The following is a 25,320-nucleotide window of genomic DNA, read 5'->3' as shown; positions in this document are numbered from 1 at the left end:
GGAGGAGATAAACAATGAAAGTCCGTAAGCTCATGGGCGCGCTTTGCGCCGCTGGTCTCTTGTGTGGCGCGTCGGCGTCGGTGCAGGCGGCCGAAGCCGTATCGGTGCTGCACTGGTGGACGTCCGGCGGTGAATCGAAGGCGATTGGCGTGCTCAAGGACGACATGACCAAGCAGGGCTACACGTGGAAGGACTTCGCCGTCGCAGGCGGCGCGGGCGCTGCCGCGATGACCGCGCTGAAGACGCAGGTGATCTCGGGCAACGCGCCGACCGCCGCGCAGATCAAGGGTCCGCTGATCCAGGAATGGGCCGAACAGGGCGTGCTCGTGCCGATCGACTCGGTCGCCGGCGACTGGAAGAAGAACCTGCCGCCTGAAATCGACAAGATCGTTCACGCCGACGGCCACTATGTCGCCGCGCCCTTCTCGGTGCACCGCGTGAACTGGCTCTACATCAACAAGGCCGCGCTCGACAAGGCCGGCGGCAAGGTGCCGACCACCTGGGCCGAGTTCTTCCAGGTTGCCGACAAGATGAAGGCCGCGGGCATCGTCGCGGTGGCCGCGGGCGGTCAGCCGTGGCAGGACCTGACGCTGTGGGAAGACGTCGTGCTGTCGCAGGGCGCGGACTTCTACAAGAAGGCAATCGTCGACCTCGACCAGAAGACGCTGACCTCCGACAAGATGGTCCAGGTGTTCGACACGGTCCGCAAGATCCAGTCGTACTTCGATAACGGCCGCACCGGCCGCGACTGGAACCTCGCCACCGCGATGGTCATCAACGGCAAGGCCGGCATGCAGTTCATGGGCGACTGGGCGAAGGGCGAATTCGCCGGCGCGAACAAGAAGGCGGGCAGCGACTACGTGTGCGCAGCCGTTCCGGGCACGGAAAAGTCCTTCACGTTCAACGTCGACTCGTTCGTGTTCTTCCAGCAGAAGGGCCAGAAGGCCGCGACGCCGGGCCAGCTCGCGCTTGCCAAGACCATCATGACGCCGGAGTTCCAGGAGCAGTTCAGCCTGAACAAGGGTTCGATTCCGGTGCGTCTCGGCGTGAACATGGACAAGTTCGACGACTGCGCGAAGAAGTCCTACTCGGACGAACAGACCTCGCTCAAGTCGGGCGGCTATGTGCCGTCGCTCGCGCACGGGATGGCTCAGGGCGATGCCACGGCGGGCGCGATCACCGACGTCGTGACGAAGTTCATGAACTCGACGCAGGATTCGAAGAGCGCGGTGCAGGCGCTCGCGAACGCAGCGAAGACGAAGTAATCGCGAGCGTCTCGACGTAACGCGAAGCGGGCGCCGTGCGGTTTCGACCGAGGGCGCCCGCTTTGAAAGTAGCAACAAAACCGTCGCATCATGTGCTGGCGTGACACCGCGTAGCGGCCGCTTGGCCGCGCTCACGGCTAGAACGCCGGCCCGTTTTCCAGGAGTCGAGTTGTGGCTGCCTCCCTCAGCGGTACCGCGGACAAGAACCCGCAAAACCCGCCCCGCCGCGCGTCCGCGTCGGCGGCGCTTGCCGATAAATGGATTCCGAAGCTCGTCCTCGCGCCGAGCGTGCTGATCGCGCTCGTCTTCGTGTACGGCTTCATCATGATTACCGGTTATCTGTCGCTCACGAATTCGCGACTGATGCCGCGCTATGAATTCTCCGGCCTCGACCGCTATCGCCAGCTGTTCGACAACGACGTCTGGTGGACTTCCGCCGCGAACCTCGGCTGGTTCGGCGTTCCGTTCATCGCGATCTGCGTCGGCCTCGGCCTCTTCCTCGCCATCCTGCTCGACCAGAAGATCCGCAACGAAGGCGCGCTGCGCGCCATCTTCCTGTATCCGATGGCACTGTCGTTCATCGTGACCGGCACCGCGTGGCAGTGGATCCTGAATCCGGGTCTCGGCCTCGAGAAAGTGCTGCACGACTGGGGCTGGACGAGCTTCTCGTTCGACTGGCTCGGCAATCCCGACAAGGCGATCTTCTGCGTCGTGATCGCGGCGGTGTGGCAGTCGACCGGCTTCGTGATGGCGCTTTTCCTCGCCGGCCTGCGCGGCGTGGACGCGGAAATCTTCAAGGCCGCGCAGATGGACGGCGCCGGGCTGCCCACCATCTACCGCAAGATCGTGATTCCGAGCATGCGGCCGGTGTTCTTCTCCGTGCTCCTGATTCTCTGCCATATCACGATCAAGACGTTCGATCTCGTCGTCGCGCTGACGGCGGGCGGTCCGGGCACGTCGTCCTCGCTGCCGGCGATGTTCATGTACACGTTTTCGTTCAACCGCGGGCAACTGGGCGTCGGCGCCGCGTCGTCGATGATGATGCTCGCGACCGTCGTCGCGGTGCTCGTGCCGCTGATGTATCTCGAATCGAGGAGCACCCGCAATGCCTAACATGACGATAAGTCGCGCCGTCATTTACGCGGCGCTGATCCTCTTCGCGCTCTACTTCCTGTTCCCGATCTACGTGATGGTGTCGACGTCGTTCAAGGACCTCGACCAGTTGCGCACCGGCAATCTGCTCACGCCGCCCACGCACTGGACCTTCGCGCCGTGGGTGAAGGCGTGGCAGGAAGCGTGCACCGGCGTGCGCTGCGACGGCATGCAGCCGTTCTTCATGAACTCGGTGAAGATGGTGATCCCGGCCGTGCTGCTCTCGTCGATCATCGGCGCGTTCAACGGCTACGTGCTCACGCACTGGCGCTTTCGCGGCGCGGACGCGCTCTTCACGATGATGCTGGTCGGCTGCTTCATCCCGTTCCAGGCCATCCTTTTGCCGATGGCGCGCTTGCAGGGCATCTTCGGCCTGTCGAACACGGTGACGGGGCTCGTGCTCGTGCACGTCGTGTACGGCATCGCGTTCACGACGATGTTCTTCCGCAACTTCTACGTGAGCATCCCCGCCGAACTGGTGAAGGCGGCGCGCATCGACGGCGCGGGTTTCTTCACGATCTTCACGAAGATTTTGCTGCCCGTGTCGCTGCCGATCTTCATGGTCTGCCTGATCTGGCAGTTCACGCAGATCTGGAACGACTTCCTGTTCGGGATCGTGTTCTCCGGCGTCGATTCGATGCCGATCACCGTCGCCCTGAACAACCTCGTGAATACGTCGACGGGCGTGAAGGAATACAACGTCGACATGGCGGGCGCGATCATCGCGGCGCTGCCGACACTGCTCGTCTACATGATCGCCGGCCGCTATTTCGTGCGCGGCCTGACGGCGGGCGCGGTGAAGGGCTGATTATTCAGGCGGGCGGCGCCTTTGACGGCGCGCCCGCGGCAAAGACAAACGAGCAGCAAGAGACAACAGAGGATTCACAATGGCAAGCCTTTCCATCCGTGACGTGTACAAGACCTACCCGAACGGGGTGCCGGTTCTCAAGGGCGTCAACATCGACATCGAGGACGGTCAGTTCCTGATCCTCGTCGGCGGCTCGGGCTGCGGCAAGTCCACGCTGCTCAACATGATCGCCGGCCTCGAGACCGTCACGAAGGGCGACATCATGATCGGCGGCCAGACGGTGAACAACCTTTCGCCGAAAGACCGCGACATCGCGATGGTGTTCCAGTCCTACGCGCTCTACCCGTCGATGAGCGTGCGCGAGAACATCTCGTTCGGTCTCAACATCCGCAAGGTGCCGAAGGACGAGCAGAAGAAGATCGTCGACCGGGTGTCGGACACGCTGCAGATCCAGCATCTGCTCGACCGCAAGCCGGGCCAGCTCTCGGGCGGCCAGCGCCAGCGCGTCGCGATGGGCCGCGCGCTCGCCCGCGATCCGGTGATGTTCCTGTTCGACGAACCGCTGTCGAACCTCGACGCGAAGCTGCGCATCGAAATGCGTTCGGAAATCAAGCTTTTGCATCAGCGCCTGGGAACGACGATCGTCTACGTGACGCACGACCAGATCGAAGCGATGACGCTCGGCGACCGCATCGCGGTGATGAAGGACGGCGTCGTGCAGCAGTTCGGCGCACCGCAGGACATCTACGATTCGCCGTCGAACCTGTTCGTCGCGGGCTTCATCGGCGCGCCGCCGATGAACTTCATCGCGGGCAAGCTCGTCGATGCGGGCGCGGGCGTCGGTCTGGAACTCGATACGGGTCTCGGCCGCAAGGTGCTGAACCTGCCGTTCGACGCGGCGAAGCTGCGCGGCAAGGTCGGTCAGGAAGTCGTGCTCGGGCTGCGCCCGGAGCGCATCACGGATGCGCGTAGCGCGCACGATGTCGACGACGCGCGGCTGCAGCCGGTGGAAGTGCGCGTGGATGTGATCGAGCCGACCGGGCCGGACACGCTCGTGTTCGCGCAGGTGAACGGCAAGCGCATCGTGAGTCGCGTGCACCCGGCGTCGAACCCGCAGCCGCTCACGAACACGACGCTGTTGTTCGATGTGTCGAAGGCGGTGTTGTTCGATCCGAAGACGGAAGAGCGGTTGGCCTGAGGGTTGCCGGGATTCATCCGTTGCAGACGAAGCCGCGCATCGACGCGGCTTTTTCTTTGCCGGAGCGTTTCCTCGCACCGGGCATAATCGACGGATTGCCGCCCCACATCCGCGCGGCGCTTCACAAGGTTCTTCGTCGAAATGAGTTTTTTGTCCTCGCATCCCGAGCTGGTCTTCACGCCGTCCAACGACGCCGATCCCTTCCTCGCGCTCGAAGCGCTCGACAACTCGTCAGTCGACGCCTGGGTCGGCGCGCAGAACGCGCGCACGGCTAAAGCGTTCGGCAGCACCCCCGCCGCCGACGCGCTGACCGAACGGCTCGCGAAGGCGTACACGTCGAAGGACCGCATCGTCGCGTGCTCGCGCTACGGCGACTGGGGCTACAACACCTGGCAGGACGACGAACATCCGCTCGGCATCGTGCGCCGCACGCCGTGGCGCGCATGGCTCGCCGGCAAGCCGGACTGGCAGACGGTGCTCGACGTCGATGCGCTCGAGCTCAACGCCCGCACCGACGACGACACCCGCTGGGCGCTGCACGACTTCGACATGCTCTATCCCACCTGGGATCGCGCGCTCGTCAGCCTGTCGCCGGGCGGCTCGGACGCGTGCATCGTGCGGGAGTTCGATGTCGAATCGCGCAGCTTCGTCGAAGGCGGCTTCGAGTTGGCCGACGTCGGCAAGCACGGCATCTCGTGGATCGACCGCAACACCGTGTACGTCGGCTGGGACGATAGCGCGCACAGCAAGAAGCCCGCGCTCACCACCTCCGGTTTTCCGCGCGAGGCGCGTCGCTGGTCGCGCGGCACGCCGCTCGCCGAGGCGCCCGTCGTGTTCGAAGGCAAGCGCCGCGATGTGTCGGCGGGCGCGGACTACGATGCGCTCGAAAAGCTGCATCTCGCGTCGCGCGCGGTGACGTTCTACGAAACGATGCATTTCTGGCTCGACGAAACGGCGAACGAATGGCGCCAGTACGACGTGCCGCTCGATGCGGAAATCGAGCACTGGAACGGCTGGTTCTTCGTCACGCCGCGCGAAGACTGGCGCGTGGGCCGCGCGCGTTACGCGAGCGGCTCGCTGCTCGTGATCCGGCGCGATGCGTTTCTCGCGGGCGCACGGGATTTCACGACGCTCTTCGAGCCGTCGGGACGCAGCGTGCTCGCCGATATCGACTTCACGAAGCACTGGCTGATCGCCTCGCAGATGGACGACGGCGCGCCGCGCGTCACGCTCTGGCAGCCGCCCGCGGATCACGCCGCGCCCTGGCAAAAGCGCGATTTCGCGTTGCCGGCCGCGAGCCAGTCGTATGTCGATTCGATCGATTCCGAACGCGACGACACCGTGCTCATCCACGTCGAGCACTTTCTCACGCCGCCGTCGCTCTTTTACGCCGATCTCGCCAGCGACGATCCGTGGACGCTGCTCGCGCGGCTTCCCGCTCAGTTCGACGCAAGCGGGCTCACCGCCGTGCGCCGTCACGCGATCGCGCCCGACGGCGTCGAGATTCCCTACTGGCTGATCGGCCGCGAGGCGAATCTCGCGGGCAAAGCGGCGCCGTGCCTGCTCTACGGCTACGGCGGCTTCGAAGTCGCGCTCGATCCGCACTACGACGCCACCACCGGCATGGCGTGGCTCGAAGAAGGCGGCGTGCTCGCGATCGCCAACATCCGCGGCGGCGGCGAGTTCGGGCCGCTCTGGCATCAGGCGGCGCAGCGCGAGAAGCGCCAGGTCTCCTTCGACGATTTCATCGCAGTGGCCGAGGCGCTGATCGACTCGGGCGTGACGACGGCCACGCAACTCGCGATCCGCGGCGGCAGCAACGGCGGACTGCTCACGGGCGTATGCATGGTCCAGCGGCCCGAGCTGTTCGGCGCGGTGCTCTCCGAGGTGCCGCTCCTCGACATGTCGCGCTTTCATCTGCTGTTGCAGGGCGCATCGTGGATCGACGAATACGGCGATCCCGACGACGCCGCCGACCTGCGCTTCCTGTTGACGTATTCGCCGTATCAGAACGTGAAGGCGGAGGCGCACTATCCGCCGGCGCTCTTCACGTCATCGACGACGGACGACCGCGTGCATCCCGGCCACGCCCGCAAGATGACGGCGCGGATGCAGGCACTGGGCCATGAGCGTGTGTGGTATCTGGAGAACCGCGACGGCGGTCACGGCGCGGGCGTCGAGCCGGACGCCGTCGCGCGCGTCGAGGCGACCGCGTTCACGTTCCTGAAGACGACGATCGGAGCGGCATCGGCCTGACGGCGCGTGTCAGATCGTCCGCGCGGGCTTCCCATGCCAGCGCAGGACGAGCGTGCGTCCGGCGAAAGTGAGCAGACCCGAGACGCCGATCACGATGCCCATGCCGTTCGGCGTGCCGTCGTGAAAGAGCCCGACCGCGAGACTCGCGAGCGCGCCGAGCGCGAGCTGAACGGCGCCGAAAAGCGCCGCCGCCGCGCCCGCGTTGTGCGGATAGCGGTGCATGAGATCGGTTGTGCAGTTCGCGGACAGAAGCCCCACCACGCCGACCACGAAGAACAGACACACGACGATCGACCACAGGCCGCCCCACCCCGTCAGGCACACGAGCGCGACTGCGAGCGCCGCGACCACGCTGACGAACGCGGCGGCGGAAATCATCTTCAGCGAGCCGAGCCGGCCGACGAGCCGCGTATTGAGCACGTTGCCCGCGATGATCCCGACGATGTTCAGCCCGAACAGCAGCCCGTAGTGCTGCGGCTTGACATGAAAGTAGTCGATATAGACGAAGGGCGTCGCCGTGATGTACGCGAACATCGACGCGAACGCCATGCCGCCGCACAGCATGTGGCCCCAGGTGACCGGATCTGCGAGCAGATGCCCGTAAGCGGCGAACGAGCGCCCGACTGCCGAACTTGCCCGCTTCTCGCGCGGCCAGGTTTCCGGCACGCGCAGGAACGCGGTCACGGCGCACACCGCGCCGAAGAGCGTCAGCGCCACGAAGACGACACGCCAGCCGCCGAGCAGCAGCAACTGCCCGCCGATCAGCGGCGCGAGCAGCGGCCCGATCGACGTGACGATGGAGAGCATCGAGAGGACGCGCGCGGCGTCGGTGGGCTCGTGCGCATCGCGGGCGATGGCGCGCGCCAGCACCGACGCCGCGCCCGCGCCGAGCGCCTGCAGGAAGCGCACGAAAATCAGGGCATCGATGGAGAACGCCGCCACGCACGCGATGCTCGCGACCGTATAGAGCGCGATGCCGCCGAGCAGGACCGGCCGGCGGCCGTAGGCGTCGGACAGCGGCCCGTACAGCAGCATGCCGACCGAAAAGCCGGCCATGAAGCTCGTCAGCGTGCTTTGCGCGGCGGCCGCGCTGGTCCCGAAGGCGGCCGCGAGCGAGGGCAGGCTCGGCAGATACATGTCGATCGACAACGGGCCGCACGCGGCGAGCGCACCGAGCAACAGGATCAGACGCGCGTCGGGACGGCGCCGCGTGGTGTGGGACATGGAAATCGACGGGAGTGTGGCGAAAACGGCGGACTGGCGTTGCCGGTCCGGTGACGGGACAGGACGCAACGCGAGCCGGCCAGCGAAAGATCATTGTACGCGAGGCGTTTGCGCTCTTCCGTCCCCTCATCCGGTAAGCTTTTGCGTTTCCTTTCACGACGACGCGCGCGCATGACCGCCTTTCTGCTGATCTGGAGCCCCAAGAAATGGCCGTGGCCCGAGTTGCCCGCGCTCGCACGGCGCGTCGCTCTTGGCGAAGCCGTGACCGACGCGTGGGGCTGCGGAACGTCGCGCAGTCTGATGCCGGGCGACCGCGTGTTCGTGCATCGCGTCGCGACGGAGCCGAAGGGCGTGTTCGCGTCGGGCTACGTGACGCGCGCGCCTTACGAAGTGCCCGACGCGTCGACGAAGCGCGGCTACCGGCTGTGTATCGACTTCGTGTACGACTTTCTCGTCGATGCGCACGAGCGCGTGGTCGTCACGCGCGACGAGTTGCGCGCTCATCCGTTTTCCGTGCAGACGTGGGACGCGCAAAGTTCGGGCACGGTCATCAAGCCGATGGCCGAAGGCGCGCTCGAAAAGCGCTGGACGGAGCGCACGGGCCGACGCTCGCGGCCGCCGTCTTCGGTCGTGGCTGCGCGGCCGTCCCCGCCCGATCCGGACGACTCCGGTACAATTTCATCCTGATTTCCGCCGTCGAGCCCGCCGTCCGGCCCTTCGCCGACGCATTCGCGACGCCCTCGCGTCGTGCCCGGCTCTACCGGCTTCAGCATTCACTTTCAGCGCAGGCCTTCATCCATGTCCAAGAATCAAGCTCTCTTCGATCGCGCCCAGCAGACCATCCCCGGCGGCGTCAATTCGCCGGTGCGGGCGTTCCGCTCGGTCGGCGGAACGCCGCGTTTCATCGAGCGCGCGCAGGGCCCGTATTTCTGGGACGCCGACGGCCAGCGCTATATCGACTACATCGGCTCCTGGGGCCCGATGATCCTCGGGCATGTCCATCCGGAAGTGCTGGACGCCGTCCAGCGCGTGCTCGGCAACGGCTTCTCGTTCGGCGCGCCGACCGAAGCCGAAATCGAGATCGCCGAGGAAATCTGCAAGCTGGTGCCGTCGATCGAACAGGTGCGCATGGTGTCGAGCGGCACCGAGGCCACGATGAGCGCGCTGCGTCTCGCGCGCGGCTTCACGGGCCGAAGCCGCATCGTCAAGTTTGAAGGCTGCTATCACGGCCACGCGGACAGCCTGCTCGTCAAGGCGGGCTCCGGGCTGCTCACGTTCGGCAATCCGACCTCGGCGGGCGTGCCGGCCGATATCGCGAAACACACGACCGTCCTCGAATACAACAACGTCGAGCAGCTGAACGAGGCGTTCGCCGCGTTCGGCAATGAAATCGCGTCGGTGATAGTCGAGCCGGTCGCGGGCAACATGAACCTCGTGCGCGCGACGCCCGAATTCCTGCAGGCGCTCTCGGCGCGCTGCAACGAATACGGCGCGGTCCTGATCTTCGACGAAGTGATGTGCGGTTTTCGCGTGGCGCTCGGCGGCGCGCAGGAACTCTACGGCATCAAGCCGGACCTGACGTGCCTCGGCAAGGTGATCGGCGGCGGCATGCCGGCGGCTGCATTCGGCGGACGCCGCGACATCATGGCGCATCTCGCGCCGACGGGCGGCGTCTATCAGGCGGGCACGCTCTCCGGCAATCCGATCGCGGTCGCGGCCGGCCTCAAGACGCTGCAACTGATCCAGAAGCCGGGCTTCCACGCGCAGTTGGCAAAGCAGACGCAGCGCCTGACCGACGGCCTCACCGCCGCCGCGCGGGAAGCGAAAGTGCCGTTCGCCGCCGATGCGCTCGGCGGCATGTTCGGCCTGTACTTTGCGGAAACGGTGCCGGCGAGCTTCGCCGAAGTCACGCAAGGCGACACGAAGCGCTTCAACGCGTTCTTCCACGCGATGCTGGACGAAGGCGTGTACTTCGCGCCGTCGGCGTATGAAGCGGGCTTCGTCTCCAGCGCCCACGACGACGCCGTGATCGACGCGACGCTCGACGCCGCGCGCCGCGTGTTCGCCGCGCTCGCGGCCTGACGCGAAGGCCGCCCGGACGATGTTCTCCCAAACCGATTTCACCTACATGGAACGCGCGCTGGCGCTCGCCGCGCGCGGCATGTACACGACCACGCCGAATCCGCGCGTCGGTTGCGTGCTGGTCAAGAACGGCGAGGTGATCGGCACGGGCTTCACGCAGCCGGCCGGCCAGGATCACGCCGAAGTCCGCGCGCTGAAAGACGCCCGCGCGCGCGGCAACGACCCGCGCGGCGCGACCGCTTACGTCACGCTGGAGCCGTGCAGCCATTTCGGCCGCACGCCGCCATGCGCGCAAGCGCTCGTCGACGCGCATGTCGAGAAAGTGATCGCCGCGATGGAGGACCCGAACCCTTCCGTCTCCGGACGCGGCCTCACGATGCTGCGCGACGCGGGGATCGACGTGCGCTGCGGGCTGCTGTCGAACGAAGCGTATGAGATGAACATCGGATTCGTCTCACGCATGACGCGCCGCCGGCCGTGGGTTCGCATGAAAGTCGCGGCGACGCTCGACGGGCGCACGGGCCTCCCCTCGGGCGAAAGCCAGTGGATCACGGGCGAAGACGCGCGCGCCGACGGCCACGCGTGGCGCGCGCGCGCCTGCGCGATCCTGACGGGCATCGGTACGGTGCGCGAAGACGATCCGCAATTGACCGTGCGCGCCGTCGATACGCCGCGCCAGCCGCAGCGCGTTCTGATCGACAGCCGGCTCGACGTGCCGCTTACCGCGAAGATTCTGGAAGGCGCGCCGCTCTGGGTGTTTCACGGCGGCGCCGCCGAGCCGTCCCGCGCGGCCTTGCTGCGCGAGCGCGGCGCCGATCTCGTCGAACTGACGAACGAGCATGGCAAGGTCGATCTGCCCGCCATGCTGACCGCGCTCGCCGATCGCGGCATCAACGAACTGCATGTCGAGGCGGGGCACAAGCTCAATGGCTCGCTGCTGCGCGAAGGCTGCGTCGACGAACTGCTCGTCTATCTCGCGCCGAGCCTGCTCGGCAACGCGCCCGGCATGTTCGATTTCGCGCCGCCCTCCACGCTCGACGCCCGGCCGCATCTGAAATTTCATCGTATCGATCGTCTCGGCGACGATCTGCGTATCCTGGCGCGCTTCGTCGAAGCGCACGCCTCACTCTGAATCGACATACGCGAGGAAGCTCGATGTTCACCGGAATTGTCGCGGCGGTCGGCCGCATCGAAAAGATCACGCCGCTCGGTACGGAACCGGAAGCCGGCGTGCGGCTAACGGTCGCCGCGGGCGGGCTCGGTCTCGCGGACGTCGAACTCGGCGACAGCATTGCGATCCAGGGCGCGTGCATGACGGTGATCGAAAAGTCGGCGGATTCGTTCGACGTCGACGTCTCGCGCGAAAGCCTGAACAAGACGGCGGGTCTCGGCGCGCCCGGCGACGTCAATCTGGAGAAGGCGCTGCGCGCGCACGACCGGCTGGGCGGACATCTCGTATCGGGCCACGTCGACGGGCTGGGGGAAGTCACGCGTTTCGAGCGGGTTGGCGAATCGCACGAACTGCGCGTGCTAGCTTCGCGCGACATCGGCAAGTATCTGGCTTACAAGGGATCGGTCACGGTGAACGGCGTGAGCCTGACGGTCAACTCGGTGACGGACCGCCCGGACGGCTGCGAGTTCTCGATCAACCTGATCCCGCACACCGTCGAAGTGACGACGCTCAACGCGCTCGCGGCGGGATCGAAGGTGAATCTGGAAATCGATCTGATCGCGCGGTATGTCGAGCGGATTCTGAGCGTATCGGGGACGGGGAGCGACGGCGCGCGCTGAACCGTTTCGCGTTAGCGGCCGCCAAGCCATAGGTGTTCGAAGTCGAAGGACAACTGCTTCATGTGGCGAACCGGCACGAGATGCACCGCGTCGGCCGCATGAACGTACACAATCAGACAGTCGTCCAGCGGATACTCGCGGGCGATACCGTTTTCGGGCGGAATCTTCGCCAGCCGCTCGCAAATCAGGAGGGCGTCGATCGACTCCAGCTTCGCACCGAAAAACGGCCGGCCCATTCCGGGAAAGCGCTCCAGGTTCGGCAACGCGCCCCCCTCGATTGCTGCCCTCAGTATCATCCGGCGACGAATGGCACGCCATTCGTCCGAAGGGCATACGCCCGCTGCGCACGCCTTGCAAATCGATTGCCGCCCGACCATCGGCGGTGGCGTAAAATACGGCCTTTCCCGCATCGGACGTCACCATGTCGCTCGCCTCTACCCTCGAGATCATCGCTGAACTGAAAGCCGGCCGTATGGTGATCCTCGTCGACGAAGAAGACCGCGAGAACGAGGGCGACCTCGTCATCGCCGCCGAATTCGTCACGCCCGAGGCGATCAACTTCATGGCGCGCTACGGCCGCGGCCTGATCTGCCTCACGCTCACGCAGGAACGCTGCCGCCTGCTGAACCTGCCGCCGATGACCCATCGCAACGGCACGCAGTACGGAACGGCGTTCACGGTCAGCATCGAAGCCGCCGAAGGCGTGACCACCGGCATTTCCGCCGCCGACCGCGCCCGCACGATCGCCGCCGCCGTCGCGCACGACGCGCGCGCCGAGCACATCGTCCAGCCGGGCCACGTGTTCCCGATCCAGGCGCAGCCGGGCGGCGTGCTCATGCGCGCCGGGCACACGGAAGCGGGCTGCGATTTCACCGCGCTCGCCGGCCTCACGCCGGCCGCGGTGATCTGCGAAATCATCAAGGACGACGGCGAAATGGCACGCCTGCCCGACCTGATCGAGTTCGGCACGCAGCACGGCCTGAAGATCGGCACGATCGCCGATCTGATCCACTACCGCAGTCGCACCGAATCGATCGTCGAGCGCGTTGCCGAGCGCACGATGCAGACGGCTCACGGCGCCTTTCGTGCCGTGCTGTATCGCGACCAGCCGAGCGGTTCGCCGCATATCGCGCTCGTGAAGGGCACGCCGACGCCGGAGCGTGAAACGCCGGTGCGCGTGCACGAGCCGCTCTCGGTGCTCGATCTGCTGGAAATCGATTCGTCCACGCACTCCTGGACGCTCGACGCCGCGATGAAGGAAATCGCCGCGCGCGATCTGGGCGCGATCGTGCTGCTGAACTGTCATGACTCGAAGGAGCACCTGATCGACGTGTTCCAGGCGTTCGACCGCAAGGACAAGGCGGATCAGCTAAAGCGCCGCCCGGTCGATTTCAAGACCTACGGCATCGGCGCGCAGATCCTGCGCGAATTGGGCGTCGGGAAGATGCAGGTGCTGTCGAATCCGCGCAAGCTCGGCAGCATGTCCGGCTACGGGCTCGAAGTGACCGGCTTCATTCCGATGCCGGGCTGCCCCGCCACGCCGTCCGATGCCGGTGTCACCCACCTGCGCTCGGCCTGAGAGGTCCGCGGCACAACCACCACACACTCAAATAACGGAATCAATCAATGGAAATCGGACAATATCAGCCGAACCTCGACGGTGACGGCCTGCGCATCGGCATCGTGCAGTCGCGCTTCAACGAACCGGTGTGCAACGGCCTCGCCGACGCGTGCATCGAAGAGCTGGAGCGCCTCGGCGTGATCGGCCAGGACGTGCTGCTCGTCACCGTGCCGGGCGCGCTCGAAATTCCGCTCGCGCTGCAAAAGCTCGCGGAATCGGGCCAGTTCGACGCGCTGATCGCGCTCGGTGCCGTCGTGCGCGGCGAGACGTATCACTTCGAACTCGTGTCGAACGAAAGCGGCGCGGGCATTTCGCGCATTGCGCTCGACTTCGGCACGCCGGTCGCGAACGCCGTCCTCACGACCGAAAATGACGAGCAGGCCGTCGCGCGCATGACGGAAAAAGGCCGTGACGCGGCACGCGTCGCGGTGGAAATGGCGAACCTGTCGATCGCGCTGGAACAGCTCGGCGGCGACGATGAAGACGAAGACGAAGAAGACGAGGACCGCACATGAAGAGCGCTCGACGCCGCTCGCGTGAACTCGCGACGCAAGGGCTTTACCAGTGGCTGCTGTCGGGTGCGTCCGCCAGTGAGATCGACGCGCAATTGCGCAACGCGCAAGGCTTCGACAAGGCCGATCACGATCACCTCGACGCGATCCTGCGCGGCGTGATCAAGGAAGCCGACGCGTTGTCGGCGCAATTGCAGCCGTGCCTTGACCGGCCGGTCGAGCAGCTTTCGCCGGTGGAGCGCGCGGTGCTGCTCGTCGCCGCGTTCGAATTCACGCATCACGTCGACATTCCGTACCGCGTGGTCATCAACGAAGCGGTCGAACTGACGAAGACGTTCGGCGGCTCGGACGGCTATAAGTACGTGAACGGCGTGCTCGACAAGCTCGCCGTGCAACTGCGCCCGGCCGAAGCGCAGGGCCGCGGCCGCGGCTGAACGCGAAGGGGCGGCGCATGAAGACCACCGCGCGCCGCCCGTCCCGACTGGATCTCCGAAGATGAATACCCTTTCCGAACCGCTCGTCCGGCTGGCCGCGCGCGTCGACGCGATCGAGCCGTTCTACGTGATGGAGCTGATGAAGGAAGCGCAGGTGCTGGAAAGCCTCGGGCGCGACATCATCCACATGGGCATCGGCGAGCCGGATTTCACGGCGCCCGAACCGGTGATCCGCGCCGCCTCCGATGCGCTCGCGCGCGGCGTCACGCAGTACACGAACGCGCTCGGCATCGCGCCGCTGCGCGAGGCGATCGCGCGGCATTATCGCGATGCGTTCGGGCTCGAGATCGATCCCGCGCGGATCGTGGTGACGGCAGGCGCGTCGGCGGCGCTCCTGCTTGCGTGCATGGCGCTCGTCGATCACGGCGACGAAGTACTGATGCCCGACCCGTGCTATCCGTGCAACCGCCATTTCGTCGCGGCCGCCGATGGCAAGCCGGTGCTGATTCCGAGCGGTCCGGCCGAGCGCTTCCAGCTGACCGCCGAACACGTCGATGCACACTGGGGCGAGCACACGCGCGGCGTGCTGCTCGCGTCGCCGTCGAATCCGACCGGCACGTCGATCGAGCCTGCGGAACTGCGTCGCATCGTCGAGTCGGTGCGTGCAAAGGGCGGCTTCACGATCGTCGACGAGATTTATCAGGGCTTGAGCTACGACGCGAAGCCGGTGTCCGCGCTCTCGTTCGGCGACGACGTCGTCACCGTCAACAGCTTTTCGAAGTATTTCAGCATGACCGGCTGGCGGCTCGGCTGGCTCGTCGTGCCGCCCGCGATGATCGGCGCCATGGAGAAGCTCTCGCAAAACCTCTTCATCTGCCCGTCGGCGCTCGCGCAATATGCCGCGCTCGCGTGCTTCGAACCGGAAACGCTCGCGATCTACGAAGCGCGGCGCCTGGAATTCAAACGCCGCCGCGACTTCATCGTGCCCGCGCTGGGTTCGCTCGGCTTCGGCGTGCCCGTCGTGCCGGACGGCGCGTTCTACGTCTACGCCGACACGCGCGGCGTCGCGCACCCGGCCGCCGGCGACAGCGACGCCCTCACCCACTCGATGCTGCACGACGCGGGCGTCGTGCTCGTGCCCGGCGCGGACTTCGGCTTTCACGCGCCGAACCAGTATCTGCGGCTTTCCTATGCAACGGCGTATCCGAAGCTCGAAGAAGCGGTCGAGCGACTGGCAAAGCTGTTCGGGCACTGAAGCGTTTATCGTCTGCGGGAAATAGAAAAGGCACCTCCCGGTGCCTTTTTGCATTCCAGCCAACGCTTCCTTCGGATTAAGCGCCGAACTCCGCCGATGCCACATGCTTCGGCGCATCGCTGTCGGCGTCGTCCTGGTCGTGCGACGACGCGTCCGGCTTCGGCGCCGTGATCGGCTTCGCGCCGTCGAGCGTCGCGTGCACGCGCTTGTTCGTATCGGTCGAAGGCGAAGCCGAAGCCAGCACCTGCTTCTGCGCCGGCGCCTGCGGCGCGTTGATCGGCACGTTGCGGCCGCGCGCGACATCGCGCAGACGCGTGCGCTCGGCCAGCACCTTGGCGCCGTAGCCGCCGTCGTCCTGCGTCGTCGAGCCGACGTAGTAGCGCAAACCGCCCGCCACCGAGCCGCCGCGCGCGATGCAGTCCTTCAGCACCAGCGCGCCGACCTTGATGTTCGCGAGCGGATCGAGCGCCGCATGCGAACCGCCGAAGTATTCGAACTTGTCGGAGTGGACCTTCGACATCACCTGCATCAGGCCCTGCGCGCCGACGCCGCTTTCCGCATACGGGTTGAAGCCGGATTCGATCGCCATCACCGACAGCAGCAGGAGCGGATCGAGACCGACTTCGCGGCCGGTATCGAACGCGGCCCGCACGAGCTCGCTGACCGGCTCCTGCGCCACGCGATACCGCCGCGCGATGAAGGTCGCGACGAGCTTTTGCTCGCGCGTCGAGATCAGCACGCGATCATCGCGCGCATCGGCGACGACGCGTTGCGCCGGAATCGCGTTCGCGAGCATCGCGACCGTCGGCAAGGTGCGCGGATCGAGCCCGTTCGGCGACACGGCAAGGCTGATGCCGCCCGTGAGCTGGCGGGTGCTGTCGTCGTCGGCGGCTGCGGCGCCGAGCGAGGGCGCGGCGGCCGATGACGGCGAAGCCATGGCAAGCGACGACGGCAGCGCCTGAGCCTGCGCGGCTTGCGCCACTCGGGCGGCCTGGGCGGCTTCCAGTTCGGGACGGCGTCCGCCCGCGAACGGCGGCAGCGGCTGGCCCGCGAGCAGACGCGCGGGACCGGCCTGCACGGCGGCGGACACCATCGGCATGATCCGTGCGGCGAACGTTCCGCGCCACGAGGGAAGGAGCCAGAGCGCGAGCGCGGTCAATACGGCCGCGCAGCCGACCAGACTGAATAGATAGTGACTCATGCGGGTCCCGCGACGCACGGCGACGCGCAGTCTCTGCGCGATGCGTGTGTCGGGACGCCACGGCAACCAAGCGTTCATTGGTGCTCCCATGTTGCATTGATTTCCGCTGATTAATACCAATGGAACGGCATTCAAAAGCGCAAATCAGACACCGCTCGCCTCTTGGCAAGCAGGAGCGGCATCGGGAAAACGGCATGAGCCGTCTGGGAAGCCGGTCCGGAACATTTCGTTTCCGGGTGCGAACGGCACGAACCGCATGCCGGGGCGCAGAAGGCTTCCACGCGAAAAACCGGCGGAGAAGAGCGCCGGCAAGAACAATCAGCTACGAACCGCGACACGCTTTCCGGGTGTCGCAGATTCCCTGCACCTCAAAAAAGTTCTGAGGAAAGGTAAAAAGTTGCAAAGGCACCTTGTGATGTTGAGCGATTCTAGGCAGGGTTACATGATCCGTCAATGCTATAGACGGCTGTTTCAATTACTTACAGTTATAATGAACGGCGTTTAGTTGGTCAGACAACCGATTTTGCGAGCATTTCCGTAGGAAACTACTGAATGTCCGCAAACGCACTTACAGCATCGCAGGTAAAATCGACAATCGATTCGCGCGCAGCGCATTCCTCCCCGATCCTCGATGAAATATAAAGACCTGCGCGACTTCACCGCCCGCCTCGAAGGCCTCGGCGAACTGCGCCGCATCAGGCAGCCTGTTTCCCCCGTGCTGGAAATGACCGAACTGTCCGACCGCGTCCTGCGCTCGGGGGGCCCCGCCCTGCTCTTCGAATCGCCGACCGGTCACTCGGTTCCCGTGCTCGCCAATCTGTTCGGCACGCCACGGCGCGTCGCGCTCGGCATGGGCATCGAAACGGATGCGGCAACGGGCGGCGATCCGAGCCTGCTCTCCGACACCTCCGCGCTCGAATCGTTGCGCGATGTCGGGCGGCTGCTCTCGGCGCTGAAAGAACCCGAGCCGCCGAAGGGACTCAAGGACGCGGGCAAGCTGCTGTCGCTCGCGAAGGCCGTGTGGGACATGGCGCCGAAAACCGTGAGTTCGCCGCCTTGCCAGGAAATCGTGTGGGAAGGCGACGACGTCGATCTGGCGAGGCTGCCCATCCAGACCTGCTGGCCGGGCGATGCCGGTCCGCTCGTTACCTGGGGGCTCACCGTCACGCGTGGACCGAACAAGACGCGGCAGAATCTCGGCATCTACCGGCAACAACTGATCGGGCGCAACAAGCTCATCATGCGCTGGCTCGCACATCGTGGCGGCGCACTCGACTTTCGCGAATTTGCGCTCGCCAATCCGGGCAAGCCGTATCCGGTGGCGGTCGTGCTCGGTGCCGATCCTGCCACGATCCTCGGCGCGGTGACGCCGGTGCCGGACACGTTGTCGGAATATCAGTTCGCCGGTTTGCTGCGCGGCGCGCGAACCGAACTCGCGAAATGCCTGACGCCGGGCGTCGACACGCTTCAGGTGCCCGCGCGCGCGGAAATCGTGCTCGAAGGCTTCATTTATCCGCAGGAAAGCGCGCCCGAAGCGGTGTCGCAATCGGCGCCGGCAGGCGCGCCGCCGCGGCCGTCGAAGGGCGCGTCGGCGAAATACGAACACGCGCTCGAAGGCCCGTATGGCGATCACACAGGCTATTACAACGAGCAGGAGTGGTTTCCGGTCTTCACCGTAGAGAAGATCACGATGCGCCGCGACGCCATCTACCATTCGACCTACACCGGCAAGCCGCCCGACGAACCCGCCGTGCTCGGCGTCGCGCTGAACGAAGTGTTCGTGCCGCTTTTGCAGAAGCAGTTCGCCGAGATCACCGACTTCTATCTGCCGCCCGAAGGATGCAGCTACCGGATGGCGATCGTGCAGATCAAGAAGAGCTATCCGGGACACGCGAAGCGCGTGATGTTCGGCGTCTGGAGCTTCCTGCGCCAGTTCATGTACACGAAGTTCATCGTCGTGGTGGACGACGACGTGAACATCCGCGACTGGAAGGAAGTCATCTGGGCGATCACGACGCGCATCGACCCGACGCGCGATACCGTGCTCGTCGACAATACGCCGATCGACTATCTCGATTTCGCTTCGCCGGTGGCGGGGCTCGGCTCGAAAATGGGGCTCGACGCGACCAACAAATGGCCCGGCGAGACGAACCGCGAATGGGGCCGGCCGATTCAGATGGACGAAGCGGTGAAACGGCGCGTCGATACCTTGTGGGATGAAATCGGACTCGGGAAGCGCCCATGAAAGCAGCCACCGTGTATCGCGGCGACGCGATCGAGAACACACACGACGCGCACGTCGCGGTCGTCGATGCCGAAGGCCGGCTGCTCTATTCGTTCGGCGATCCGCACCGGATGACGCTCGCGCGCTCGGCGGCAAAACCGGCGCAGGCGCTCGCGGTGCTGGAAACCGGCGCGCTCGAACGCTTCGCCTTCGACGACGCCGACCTCGCGCTGATGTGCGCGTCGCACAGCAGCGAGGAGCGGCACATCGAACGGGCGCGCGTGATGCTCGGCAAGGCGCACGCGAGCGAAGCCGACCTGCGCTGCGGCGGCCATCCGCCGATCTCGGACGCGGTCTACCGCAACTGGCTCCGGCGCGACTTCACGCCGACGCCCGTGTGCAGCAACTGCTCCGGCAAACACGCGGGCATGCTCGCGGGCGCGCGGGCGATCGACGCGACCATCGCCGACTATCACCTGGCCGACCATCCGCTGCAGGTGCGCGTGAAGCACACGGTCGCGCGCGTGCTCGATCTCGCCGACGACGAAGTGCAATGGGCCATCGACGGCTGCAATCTGCCGACGCCCGCCTTTGCGCTCGACCGTCTCGCGCGTCTCTACATGAAGCTCGCCGATGCAAAGCCGGACACCACGGACGGCGCGCCGCTCGCGCGCATCTTCCGCGCGATGACGACCTATCCGGAACTCGTCGCGGGCGAAGGACGCTTCTGCACGCTGCTGATGCAGGCGTTCGGCGGCGCGCTTGTCGGCAAACTCGGCGCGGATGCGAGCTATGCGATCGGCGTGCGGCGGCCGCAAGGCGCGCTCGGCATCGCGGTGAAGGTGGAAGACGGCAACATGACGGCGCTCTACGCGATCGTCGCGGAAGTGCTCGCGCAACTCGGCATCGGCGCGGAAGACGAGCGTCGCCGCCTCGACGCCTTCCGTCATCCGCCGATGCGCAACACGATGGGCATCGTGACCAGCCGGCTCGACGTATCGCTGCAGCTCGAACCACACTAACAAGAAGGGAAGTACGCAGGATGCATTCGTGGTCGTTGTTGTCGGACGGGTTTTTTCTGTCGCTGTCGCTGTGTCTCGATATCGGGATCGCGAACGTCGCCATCATTTCGCTCGTGCTGTCGCACGGATTCAAGCCGGGCTTCGTGCTCGGGCTCGGCACCTGCGCCGGCGACCTGTTCTATGCGGCGCTCGCGCTCGCGGGCATGTCGGCGCTGCTGCAATTCAGCGCGGTGCGCTGGGTCGTGTGGATCGGCGGCGCGGTGGTGCTGCTCTTTCTCACCTGGAAGATGGCGCGCGAGGCGCTCTATCCGGCATCGGCGCCGCCCGTCGAAGGCAACGCCGATCTCGTCACGCCGCGCCAGAGTCACATCAAGAGTTTCCTGCGCGGCGCGTTGCTCGCGGTGTCGTCGCCGAGCGCGATCCTGTGGTTCGCGGCCGTCGGCGGCGCGCTGATCGCGAAAGCCGGCGCGACGAGTCCGGTGAGCGCATCGGTATTTCTCACGGGATTTTTCGTCGGCGGCCTCGGCTGGACCGTCTTCATCTGCATGCTCGCGAGCCACGGCCGCAAGCGCGCCGGCACGACGCTCCTGCGTGCGTGCCACGTGCTCTCGGCTGTGCTGTTCGCGTATTTCTCGTATAGCGTGATCGTCAACGGTTATCGCGACCTGATCGTCCACGCGGCTTCCTGAGCCGCGCCAAGCCCGATCAGCCGACGAACTGCGCGAAGCGCGCGAGATCGACATTGCCGCCGCTCACCAGCACGCCGACGCGCTTGCCTTCCACCGGAATCACCTTGTTCAGCACGGCCGCGGCCGCGAGGCACCCGGTCGGCTCGACGATCATCTTCATGCGCTCGGCAAAGAAGCGCATCGTGTCGATCAGCTGAGCGTCGCTGACGGTCACGATCTGGTCGACGTGCCGGCGGATGATCTCGAAGTTGTACTCGCCGACATGCGTGGACGCGGCGCCATCGGCGATCGTACGCGGCACGTCGATACGCACGATTTCGCCGCGCGCGAGCGACTGCTGCGCGTCGTTGCCCGCCTCCGGTTCGACGCCGATCACCTTGCACGACGGGCTCAGCGCCGCCGCCGCGAGCGCGCAGCCGCCGATCAGCCCGCCGCCGCCGAGACACACGAACAGATAATCGAGCGGCCCGGTCTCCTCGATCAGTTCCTTCGCCGACGTGCCCTGCCCCGCGATCACATGCGGATGGTCATAAGGCGCAATCAGCGTCATGCCGCGTTCCTCGGCGAGCTTGCGGCCGATTTCCTCACGATTTTGCGTGTAGCGGTCGTAGGTGATCACTTCGCCGCCGTAGCCGCGTGTCGCGGCCACCTTGGCGGCGGGTGCATCTTCCGGCATGACGATGGTCGCGCGGATGCCGGCGAGCTTCGCCGACAACGCAATCGCCTGCGCATGATTGCCCGATGAATACGTGAGCACGCCGCCCGCACGCTGGCGCTCGTCGAAATGCGAAATGGCGTTATAAGCGCCACGGAACTTGAACGCGCCCATGCGCTGGAAGTTTTCGCACTTGAAGAAGAGCGACGCGCCCGCGCGCCCGTCGGCGGTGCGCGAAGTCAGGACGGGCGTGCAATGGGCCGCGCCGGCGATGCGCGCGGCGGCATCGACGACATCGGCGTAAGTGGGGGCGGAAAGAGTGGACATCGGAGGCAATGGCGTGAATTGAGGAACTGCCATTCTCCCAGCTTCCAACGTACCGCGGAAAGACGGCCGCCATCTCTTAATTCGCTTCGACCGGCGGCCTCGTCGCGTGTCGAATGCAAAACGGCGCAAGCCGGCGTGATGCCGGCGTTGCGCCGTTCGTTGTCACAGGGATCGGACTAGCGCTTAGTGCCAGTGTCCGCGGCCATGACCGTAATAACCGCGGCCGTAGTACCCGCGACCGTAGTAGCCGCGGTTCCAGTAAGGCCGCCCGTAATACCCGCCGACCACGACGGGCGGCGGCGCATAAACCACGGGCGGCTGATAGACGACCGGCGGCGGCGGGGGCGCCACATAGACGGGCGCCGGAGCGGCATAGACCGGATAAGCCGGCACCCCGATGCCGATGCCAACAGACACATGCGCTTGCGCCGCGCCGACGAACCCGGCGCCCAGCGAAGCAGCTACGACGAATGGAACGATTTTTCTCACTTTCTCTTCTCCTCGCCGCTCTTCGGTACACATGTCCGAGACTTCGCGACGGTATGAATCGAATTTAGCGAAAAATCGTTGAAGACGTTGCTTCCATTTGTAGCAAATTGCAATTCGTCTTACAGCGCGCGGCGAGCGTAAGAATCGACTCATGTCGCTACGACCGCGCAGGCACATGCAGATGACGATCGGCTGACGGTCAACCGCGAGGTCGCGCGCACGGACATCGAAAGGCACGGTAATTTTTATTTACAAATCAGTTAAAAAGCCCCGCGAGACGCAACGTCCGGCGGGGCTTCTCGGCCAGTGTGCCCGGCCAGGTGCAGTTGAGCTGCGTGTTGGTCGATACTCGATTTTCCGTCGCCGAGCTTCTTACCCTACCTTCACATACGCGAATTCACGCGTCACGTTCGGCGGCACATACGCGGCACCGATCACGACTCGCGGCGTGAGGCGCTTCTTCTGATCCCACCAGCGGCGGCGCTGGGCCTGACTGAGAAACCGCAGATGCTTCCGGTAAGCAAAAATGCTCATGGCGACCTCCGAACGTAGCGAATGACAACCACAAAGGGGAACCAGCAACTCATCGCACAGAAAAACCGGTCTTTCGTTCTAATCATGCTGCCGGCCGAGCGCTGCAAGCCGCGTGGCGAGCGTTCGTTACGCAAGGCATTCGCGCGGCACTGTCGGCGCGATACCCTTCATCACGGCGCCGGGCGCCTTGTTCTGTCCCATGCCTCACGTCTCACTTCTTATTCCTCAGACCAGGAGCACGAAACATGCCATATTCAGCGACGCCACGACTCGGATTCGTCGGCGCCGGGCGGCTCGCACGCTGCGTCTCGCGTGCGTGGTCGCGCGCGGGCTATCCCGTCACCGCCATTGCGAGCCGCTCGCCGGGCCCGGCTCGCGCGCTCGCGGACCAGTTGCCCGGCTGCCTCGTCGCCGAGAATCCACAAGCGGTCGCGGCGCGCGCCGATATCGTCTTTTTGACAGTTCCCGACGACGAGATCGGTGCGGCGGCGAACGCACTGCGCATCGATCCGTCCGGGAGCGGCGCGCGCGCCGTCGTGCATTGCAGCGGCGCCACGCCAGTCGATGTTCTCGCGCCGGTTCGCGCCCAGGGCGGCGGCATCGGCGGCTTTCATCCGTTGTATCTGTTCGGCGGCGTCGATGGCGACCTGACGCGCATCCAGGGCTGCTCGGTGACGATCGAAGCGGCGCCTGAACTCGGTGAAACCCTTGATGGGCTTGCCCATGCGCTCGGTTGCCATCCGCTTTCGATCCCGCCCGGCGGCCGCATGCTGTACCACGCCGCTGCTCACTATGCTGCCAGCTTTGCGCTCGCCGCGCTTTCCGAGACCGTCGCACTTTGGCAACAATTAGGGTTTTCCGAAGACGACGCGCTGCGCGCCGTCCTGCCGATGCTCGCCGGCACGATCGAGACCGCGCGCGAAAAAGGCCTGGCCGGCGCGCTCGCCGGACCGGTCTCGCGCGGCGATGCGGGTATCGTCGACAAACAATTGGCGCTGCTCGACGACCTCGGCGGCGACCACGCGACGCTCTACGCGCTGATGACGCGCCGCACGATCGAACTGGCGCGCCGGCGTCCGGTTCCGCCGTCGCCGAATGCGCTTGCGGCGATGGAACGATCGGTCGACAGGATGCTCGATGCGTCGCGGACAGCGGCGAACCAGCGGCCCGCTCCGGGCATCGCGGAATGACGCTTTCAATCCGTTAGACAACACGCGCAAGCGGCGTTGAAGCCATGATAAGGTGACGACCGGCGCCCCACCGTGCATGCACGGTGGGCGGGGAGCCGGGCCACCGCGCACGAAAATGCGGCACCCGGGCAGACGATGTCAGCAGGCCGCCGGCGAGCCGGATCGGCGCTGCCATGACAAACAGCCAAGAGAATCAACAATGATCAAGGTCAGTTTCCTGTATCCATATCGCGAGAACGGCCGTTTCGACGTGGACTATTACTGCAACCAGCACATGCCGCTCGCGGCCGCGCGTCTCGGCGATGCGGTGAAGGGCTGGTCGGTCGATGTCGGTCTTTCCGGCGCGGCGCCCGGATCGGCGCCGTCGCACGCTGTCGTTGGGCATGTGCTGTTCGACTCGGTCGAAGCGTTTCGCGCGGCGCTTGCGCCCGTCGCGCGCGAGCTGCAGACCGATCTGGCGAACTATTCCGACGGCCCCGGCCCCACGCTGTCGATCAGCGAAATCCGCGTGAGCCGTTGAAGCGGCGCCGGCCGGCTTTTCTCGTTCGTTCAGTTCCGCTGTCAATCCGTAACCCGTGAACCCGACGCAGCATCACACTGCGCACGCATAAAAAAGGACCCGAGATGTTCGGCGATATCGCCCGTTTTCTGCTCAATACCGTTTTCACGCTGTTCGGCGCGGCGCTGCTCTTGCGCGCCTGGATGCAGGTCGTCCGCATGCCGCCCTACAACCCGGTGTCCAACGCCGTGATGCAGGCCACCAACTGGATCGTGCTGCCGCTGCGCAAGATCCTGCCGGGCGGCAAGATCGACTGGGCGAGCATTCTCGCGGCGTTCATCGCGTCGCTCGTGTATGTGGTGCTGATGGTCGTGCTGGCAGGCGTCGACCCGATGCTGATGGCGCCGATGCTGCTGCTCGTCGCCGTGCTGACCGTCGTCAAGTGGGCGCTGAACCTGATCATCTGGATGACGATCCTGATGGCGCTCCTCTCGTGGCTCAATCCGCAGTCGCCCGCGATGCCGCTGCTCTACCAGATCACCGCGCCGTTCCTCGATCCGCTGCGGCGCATTTTGCCCCGTCTGGGCGGCATCGACCTTTCGCCGATCTTGCTGTTCGTGATCGTTCAGGTGCTGCTGATGGTGGTCACGCGGGTGGCCGTTTCGATGACGCTGTTCGGCATCTGAGCCGCGCTGGCCGTGCCAATTGCGCGTTTCGACGCCTTGCGCTTACAATATCGGGCTCACGCGGGCGTCGTATAATGGCCATTACCGTAGCTTCCCAAGCTACAGACGTGGGTTCGATTCCCATCGCCCGCTCCAGACATCGAACAAAAAGCCGCCTCCTCGACATATCGAAGGCGGCTTTTTGGTTTTCGGCGCCGCCGCGTTTC

The 25,320-nt window shown here is 65.6% G+C and carries 25 protein-coding genes and 1 tRNA gene; 20 read left to right on the top strand and 6 right to left on the bottom strand.

The window, feature by feature from the left end; translation table 11 throughout:
* Positions 1-14: 14 nt before the first annotated feature.
* The 5 genes from QCE48_RS03950 to QCE48_RS03930 all read left to right on the top strand — a co-directional run bounded on the left by QCE48_RS03950 (position 15) and on the right by QCE48_RS03930 (position 6,679).
* Positions 15-1,265, top strand: coding sequence for an ABC transporter substrate-binding protein (locus QCE48_RS03950; protein ID WP_309785987.1), 1,251 nt, complete (start codon positions 15-17; stop codon positions 1,263-1,265).
* A gap of 261 nt (positions 1,266-1,526) precedes the next feature.
* Positions 1,527-2,378, top strand: coding sequence for a sugar ABC transporter permease (locus QCE48_RS03945; protein ID WP_309788275.1), 852 nt, complete (start codon positions 1,527-1,529; stop codon positions 2,376-2,378).
* 1 nt (position 2,379) lies between these two features.
* Entirely contained in the window at positions 2,380-3,225 is an 846-nt protein-coding gene (locus QCE48_RS03940; RefSeq protein ID WP_087629051.1) for a carbohydrate ABC transporter permease, read from the top strand.
* Positions 3,226-3,304: 79 nt separating this feature from the next.
* Positions 3,305-4,423 carry a sn-glycerol-3-phosphate ABC transporter ATP-binding protein UgpC gene (locus QCE48_RS03935; RefSeq protein ID WP_309785988.1) on the top strand — a complete coding sequence of 373 codons (1,119 nt, stop codon included), beginning with the start codon at positions 3,305-3,307 and terminating at the stop codon, positions 4,421-4,423.
* A gap of 141 nt (positions 4,424-4,564) precedes the next feature.
* On the top strand, positions 4,565-6,679 hold the full coding sequence (locus QCE48_RS03930) for a prolyl oligopeptidase family serine peptidase (protein ID WP_309785989.1): 2,115 nt from the start codon (positions 4,565-4,567) through the stop codon (positions 6,677-6,679).
* Positions 6,680-6,688: 9 nt separating this feature from the next.
* Here QCE48_RS03930 and QCE48_RS03925 read toward each other — a convergent pair whose 3' ends face one another.
* Positions 6,689-7,903 (bottom strand): Bcr/CflA family multidrug efflux MFS transporter, encoded by a 1,215-nt coding sequence (locus tag QCE48_RS03925; protein ID WP_087629054.1) that lies wholly within the window; start codon positions 7,901-7,903, stop codon positions 6,689-6,691.
* A 171-nt stretch (positions 7,904-8,074) separates the two neighbouring features.
* Between QCE48_RS03925 and QCE48_RS03920 the strand changes: the two genes are divergently transcribed.
* From QCE48_RS03920 to QCE48_RS03905, 4 genes are all read left to right on the top strand, one after another.
* The gene (locus tag QCE48_RS03920; RefSeq protein ID WP_309785990.1) at positions 8,075-8,590 is read left to right on the top strand and encodes a hypothetical protein; all 516 of its coding nucleotides are present in this window, start codon (positions 8,075-8,077) and stop codon (positions 8,588-8,590) included.
* Between the two features lie 111 nt (positions 8,591-8,701).
* Positions 8,702-9,985 (top strand): glutamate-1-semialdehyde 2,1-aminomutase, encoded by a 1,284-nt coding sequence (gene hemL, locus QCE48_RS03915; protein ID WP_087629056.1) that lies wholly within the window; start codon positions 8,702-8,704, stop codon positions 9,983-9,985.
* A gap of 19 nt (positions 9,986-10,004) precedes the next feature.
* On the top strand, positions 10,005-11,117 hold the full coding sequence (gene ribD, locus QCE48_RS03910) for a bifunctional diaminohydroxyphosphoribosylaminopyrimidine deaminase/5-amino-6-(5-phosphoribosylamino)uracil reductase RibD (protein ID WP_309785992.1): 1,113 nt from the start codon (positions 10,005-10,007) through the stop codon (positions 11,115-11,117).
* A gap of 23 nt (positions 11,118-11,140) precedes the next feature.
* Positions 11,141-11,776 (top strand): riboflavin synthase, encoded by a 636-nt coding sequence (locus tag QCE48_RS03905; protein ID WP_309785993.1) that lies wholly within the window; start codon positions 11,141-11,143, stop codon positions 11,774-11,776.
* Positions 11,777-11,787: 11 nt separating this feature from the next.
* Here QCE48_RS03905 and QCE48_RS03900 read toward each other — a convergent pair whose 3' ends face one another.
* On the bottom strand, positions 11,788-12,012 hold the full coding sequence (locus QCE48_RS03900; protein ID WP_309785994.1) for a hypothetical protein: 225 nt from the start codon (positions 12,010-12,012) through the stop codon (positions 11,788-11,790).
* A 185-nt stretch (positions 12,013-12,197) separates the two neighbouring features.
* On the opposite strand from QCE48_RS03900, the gene ribBA reads away from it, so the two are divergent.
* The 4 genes from ribBA to QCE48_RS03880 all read left to right on the top strand — a co-directional run bounded on the left by ribBA (position 12,198) and on the right by QCE48_RS03880 (position 15,598).
* The gene (gene ribBA / locus QCE48_RS03895) at positions 12,198-13,355 is read left to right on the top strand and encodes a bifunctional 3,4-dihydroxy-2-butanone-4-phosphate synthase/GTP cyclohydrolase II (protein WP_309785996.1); all 1,158 of its coding nucleotides are present in this window, start codon (positions 12,198-12,200) and stop codon (positions 13,353-13,355) included.
* A 47-nt stretch (positions 13,356-13,402) separates the two neighbouring features.
* Positions 13,403-13,912 carry a 6,7-dimethyl-8-ribityllumazine synthase gene (ribH, locus tag QCE48_RS03890; RefSeq protein ID WP_309785997.1) on the top strand — a complete coding sequence of 170 codons (510 nt, stop codon included), beginning with the start codon at positions 13,403-13,405 and terminating at the stop codon, positions 13,910-13,912.
* Positions 13,909-14,343, top strand: a complete 435-nt coding sequence (gene nusB, locus QCE48_RS03885; RefSeq protein WP_309785998.1) for a transcription antitermination factor NusB — start codon at positions 13,909-13,911, stop codon at positions 14,341-14,343. The genes ribH and nusB overlap by 4 nt, the downstream gene beginning before the upstream one ends.
* Positions 14,344-14,404: 61 nt before the next feature.
* The gene (locus QCE48_RS03880; protein ID WP_309785999.1) at positions 14,405-15,598 is read left to right on the top strand and encodes a pyridoxal phosphate-dependent aminotransferase; all 1,194 of its coding nucleotides are present in this window, start codon (positions 14,405-14,407) and stop codon (positions 15,596-15,598) included.
* A gap of 76 nt (positions 15,599-15,674) precedes the next feature.
* On the opposite strand, the gene QCE48_RS03875 is transcribed toward QCE48_RS03880, so the two are convergent.
* Positions 15,675-16,877, bottom strand: coding sequence for a lytic transglycosylase domain-containing protein (locus QCE48_RS03875; protein WP_309786000.1), 1,203 nt, complete (start codon positions 16,875-16,877; stop codon positions 15,675-15,677).
* Positions 16,878-17,430: 553 nt separating this feature from the next.
* Here QCE48_RS03875 and QCE48_RS03870 point away from each other — a divergent pair.
* Genes QCE48_RS03870 through QCE48_RS03860 form a run of 3 tightly spaced genes read left to right on the top strand, consistent with a single transcriptional unit; the run spans position 17,431 to position 20,734 of the window.
* Complete coding sequence (locus QCE48_RS03870; protein ID WP_309786001.1) at positions 17,431-19,044, top strand: UbiD family decarboxylase; 1,614 nt, start codon at positions 17,431-17,433, stop codon at positions 19,042-19,044.
* Positions 19,041-20,045 (top strand): asparaginase, encoded by a 1,005-nt coding sequence (locus QCE48_RS03865; protein ID WP_309786002.1) that lies wholly within the window; start codon positions 19,041-19,043, stop codon positions 20,043-20,045. The genes QCE48_RS03870 and QCE48_RS03865 overlap by 4 nt, the downstream gene beginning before the upstream one ends.
* A 20-nt stretch (positions 20,046-20,065) precedes the next feature.
* Positions 20,066-20,734: a LysE family transporter gene (locus tag QCE48_RS03860; protein WP_309786003.1), complete on the top strand. Its 669-nt coding sequence runs from the start codon at positions 20,066-20,068 to the stop codon at positions 20,732-20,734.
* A 16-nt stretch (positions 20,735-20,750) separates the two neighbouring features.
* On the opposite strand, the gene QCE48_RS03855 is transcribed toward QCE48_RS03860, so the two are convergent.
* The 3 genes from QCE48_RS03855 to QCE48_RS03845 form a co-directional block, all read right to left on the bottom strand.
* On the bottom strand, positions 20,751-21,716 hold the full coding sequence (locus QCE48_RS03855) for a threo-3-hydroxy-L-aspartate ammonia-lyase (RefSeq protein ID WP_309786004.1): 966 nt from the start codon (positions 21,714-21,716) through the stop codon (positions 20,751-20,753).
* A gap of 183 nt (positions 21,717-21,899) precedes the next feature.
* Complete coding sequence (locus QCE48_RS03850) at positions 21,900-22,205, bottom strand: hypothetical protein (protein ID WP_309786005.1); 306 nt, start codon at positions 22,203-22,205, stop codon at positions 21,900-21,902.
* Between the two features lie 372 nt (positions 22,206-22,577).
* A complete protein-coding gene (locus tag QCE48_RS03845) occupies positions 22,578-22,739 on the bottom strand; it encodes a hypothetical protein (RefSeq protein ID WP_165829948.1) in 162 nt (53 codons plus the stop codon).
* Positions 22,740-22,984: 245 nt separating this feature from the next.
* Between QCE48_RS03845 and QCE48_RS03840 the strand changes: the two genes are divergently transcribed.
* The 4 genes from QCE48_RS03840 to QCE48_RS03825 all read left to right on the top strand — a co-directional run bounded on the left by QCE48_RS03840 (position 22,985) and on the right by QCE48_RS03825 (position 25,249).
* Positions 22,985-23,929 (top strand): DUF2520 domain-containing protein, encoded by a 945-nt coding sequence (locus QCE48_RS03840; RefSeq protein WP_309786007.1) that lies wholly within the window; start codon positions 22,985-22,987, stop codon positions 23,927-23,929.
* A gap of 199 nt (positions 23,930-24,128) precedes the next feature.
* Positions 24,129-24,449 carry an EthD family reductase gene (locus QCE48_RS03835; protein ID WP_309786009.1) on the top strand — a complete coding sequence of 107 codons (321 nt, stop codon included), beginning with the start codon at positions 24,129-24,131 and terminating at the stop codon, positions 24,447-24,449.
* A 104-nt stretch (positions 24,450-24,553) separates the two neighbouring features.
* Positions 24,554-25,114: a YggT family protein gene (locus QCE48_RS03830; protein WP_087629071.1), complete on the top strand. Its 561-nt coding sequence runs from the start codon at positions 24,554-24,556 to the stop codon at positions 25,112-25,114.
* A gap of 60 nt (positions 25,115-25,174) precedes the next feature.
* Positions 25,175-25,249, top strand: a tRNA-Gly gene (locus tag QCE48_RS03825).
* The last annotated feature ends 71 nt before the right edge of the window (positions 25,250-25,320 follow it).

This window comes from Caballeronia sp. LZ024 (assembly GCF_031451455.1).
GTDB lineage: Bacteria > Pseudomonadota > Gammaproteobacteria > Burkholderiales > Burkholderiaceae > Caballeronia > Caballeronia telluris.
The sequence above is the reverse complement of the archived record's forward strand: the minus strand, read 5'-3'. Positions and strand labels throughout refer to the sequence as shown.

Excerpts from the sequence above, each read along its gene's own strand:
- ribD (WP_309785992.1), top strand. The coding sequence starts at position 10,005 with ATGTTCTCCCAAACCGATTTCACCTACATGGAACGCGCGCTGGCGCTC.
- QCE48_RS03920 (WP_309785990.1), top strand. The coding sequence starts at position 8,075 with ATGACCGCCTTTCTGCTGATCTGGAGCCCCAAGAAATGGCCGTGGCCC.
- QCE48_RS03935 (WP_309785988.1), top strand. The coding sequence starts at position 3,305 with ATGGCAAGCCTTTCCATCCGTGACGTGTACAAGACCTACCCGAACGGG.
- QCE48_RS03860 (WP_309786003.1), top strand. The coding sequence starts at position 20,066 with ATGCATTCGTGGTCGTTGTTGTCGGACGGGTTTTTTCTGTCGCTGTCG.
- QCE48_RS03865 (WP_309786002.1), top strand. The coding sequence starts at position 19,041 with ATGAAAGCAGCCACCGTGTATCGCGGCGACGCGATCGAGAACACACAC.
- QCE48_RS03940 (WP_087629051.1), top strand. The coding sequence starts at position 2,380 with ATGACGATAAGTCGCGCCGTCATTTACGCGGCGCTGATCCTCTTCGCG.
- QCE48_RS03930 (WP_309785989.1), top strand. The coding sequence starts at position 4,565 with ATGAGTTTTTTGTCCTCGCATCCCGAGCTGGTCTTCACGCCGTCCAAC.
- QCE48_RS03875 (WP_309786000.1), bottom strand. The coding sequence starts at position 16,877 with ATGAACGCTTGGTTGCCGTGGCGTCCCGACACACGCATCGCGCAGAGA.
- QCE48_RS03845 (WP_165829948.1), bottom strand. The coding sequence starts at position 22,739 with ATGAGCATTTTTGCTTACCGGAAGCATCTGCGGTTTCTCAGTCAGGCC.
- QCE48_RS03950 (WP_309785987.1), top strand. The coding sequence starts at position 15 with ATGAAAGTCCGTAAGCTCATGGGCGCGCTTTGCGCCGCTGGTCTCTTG.
- QCE48_RS03830 (WP_087629071.1), top strand. The coding sequence starts at position 24,554 with ATGTTCGGCGATATCGCCCGTTTTCTGCTCAATACCGTTTTCACGCTG.
- QCE48_RS03855 (WP_309786004.1), bottom strand. The coding sequence starts at position 21,716 with ATGTCCACTCTTTCCGCCCCCACTTACGCCGATGTCGTCGATGCCGCC.
- ribBA (WP_309785996.1), top strand. The coding sequence starts at position 12,198 with ATGTCGCTCGCCTCTACCCTCGAGATCATCGCTGAACTGAAAGCCGGC.
- QCE48_RS03870 (WP_309786001.1), top strand. The coding sequence starts at position 17,431 with ATGAAATATAAAGACCTGCGCGACTTCACCGCCCGCCTCGAAGGCCTC.
- nusB (WP_309785998.1), top strand. The coding sequence starts at position 13,909 with ATGAAGAGCGCTCGACGCCGCTCGCGTGAACTCGCGACGCAAGGGCTT.
- QCE48_RS03840 (WP_309786007.1), top strand. The coding sequence starts at position 22,985 with ATGCCATATTCAGCGACGCCACGACTCGGATTCGTCGGCGCCGGGCGG.
- hemL (WP_087629056.1), top strand. The coding sequence starts at position 8,702 with ATGTCCAAGAATCAAGCTCTCTTCGATCGCGCCCAGCAGACCATCCCC.
- ribH (WP_309785997.1), top strand. The coding sequence starts at position 13,403 with ATGGAAATCGGACAATATCAGCCGAACCTCGACGGTGACGGCCTGCGC.
- QCE48_RS03905 (WP_309785993.1), top strand. The coding sequence starts at position 11,141 with ATGTTCACCGGAATTGTCGCGGCGGTCGGCCGCATCGAAAAGATCACG.
- QCE48_RS03925 (WP_087629054.1), bottom strand. The coding sequence starts at position 7,903 with ATGTCCCACACCACGCGGCGCCGTCCCGACGCGCGTCTGATCCTGTTG.
- QCE48_RS03835 (WP_309786009.1), top strand. The coding sequence starts at position 24,129 with ATGATCAAGGTCAGTTTCCTGTATCCATATCGCGAGAACGGCCGTTTC.
- QCE48_RS03880 (WP_309785999.1), top strand. The coding sequence starts at position 14,405 with ATGAATACCCTTTCCGAACCGCTCGTCCGGCTGGCCGCGCGCGTCGAC.
- QCE48_RS03900 (WP_309785994.1), bottom strand. The coding sequence starts at position 12,012 with ATGGGCCGGCCGTTTTTCGGTGCGAAGCTGGAGTCGATCGACGCCCTC.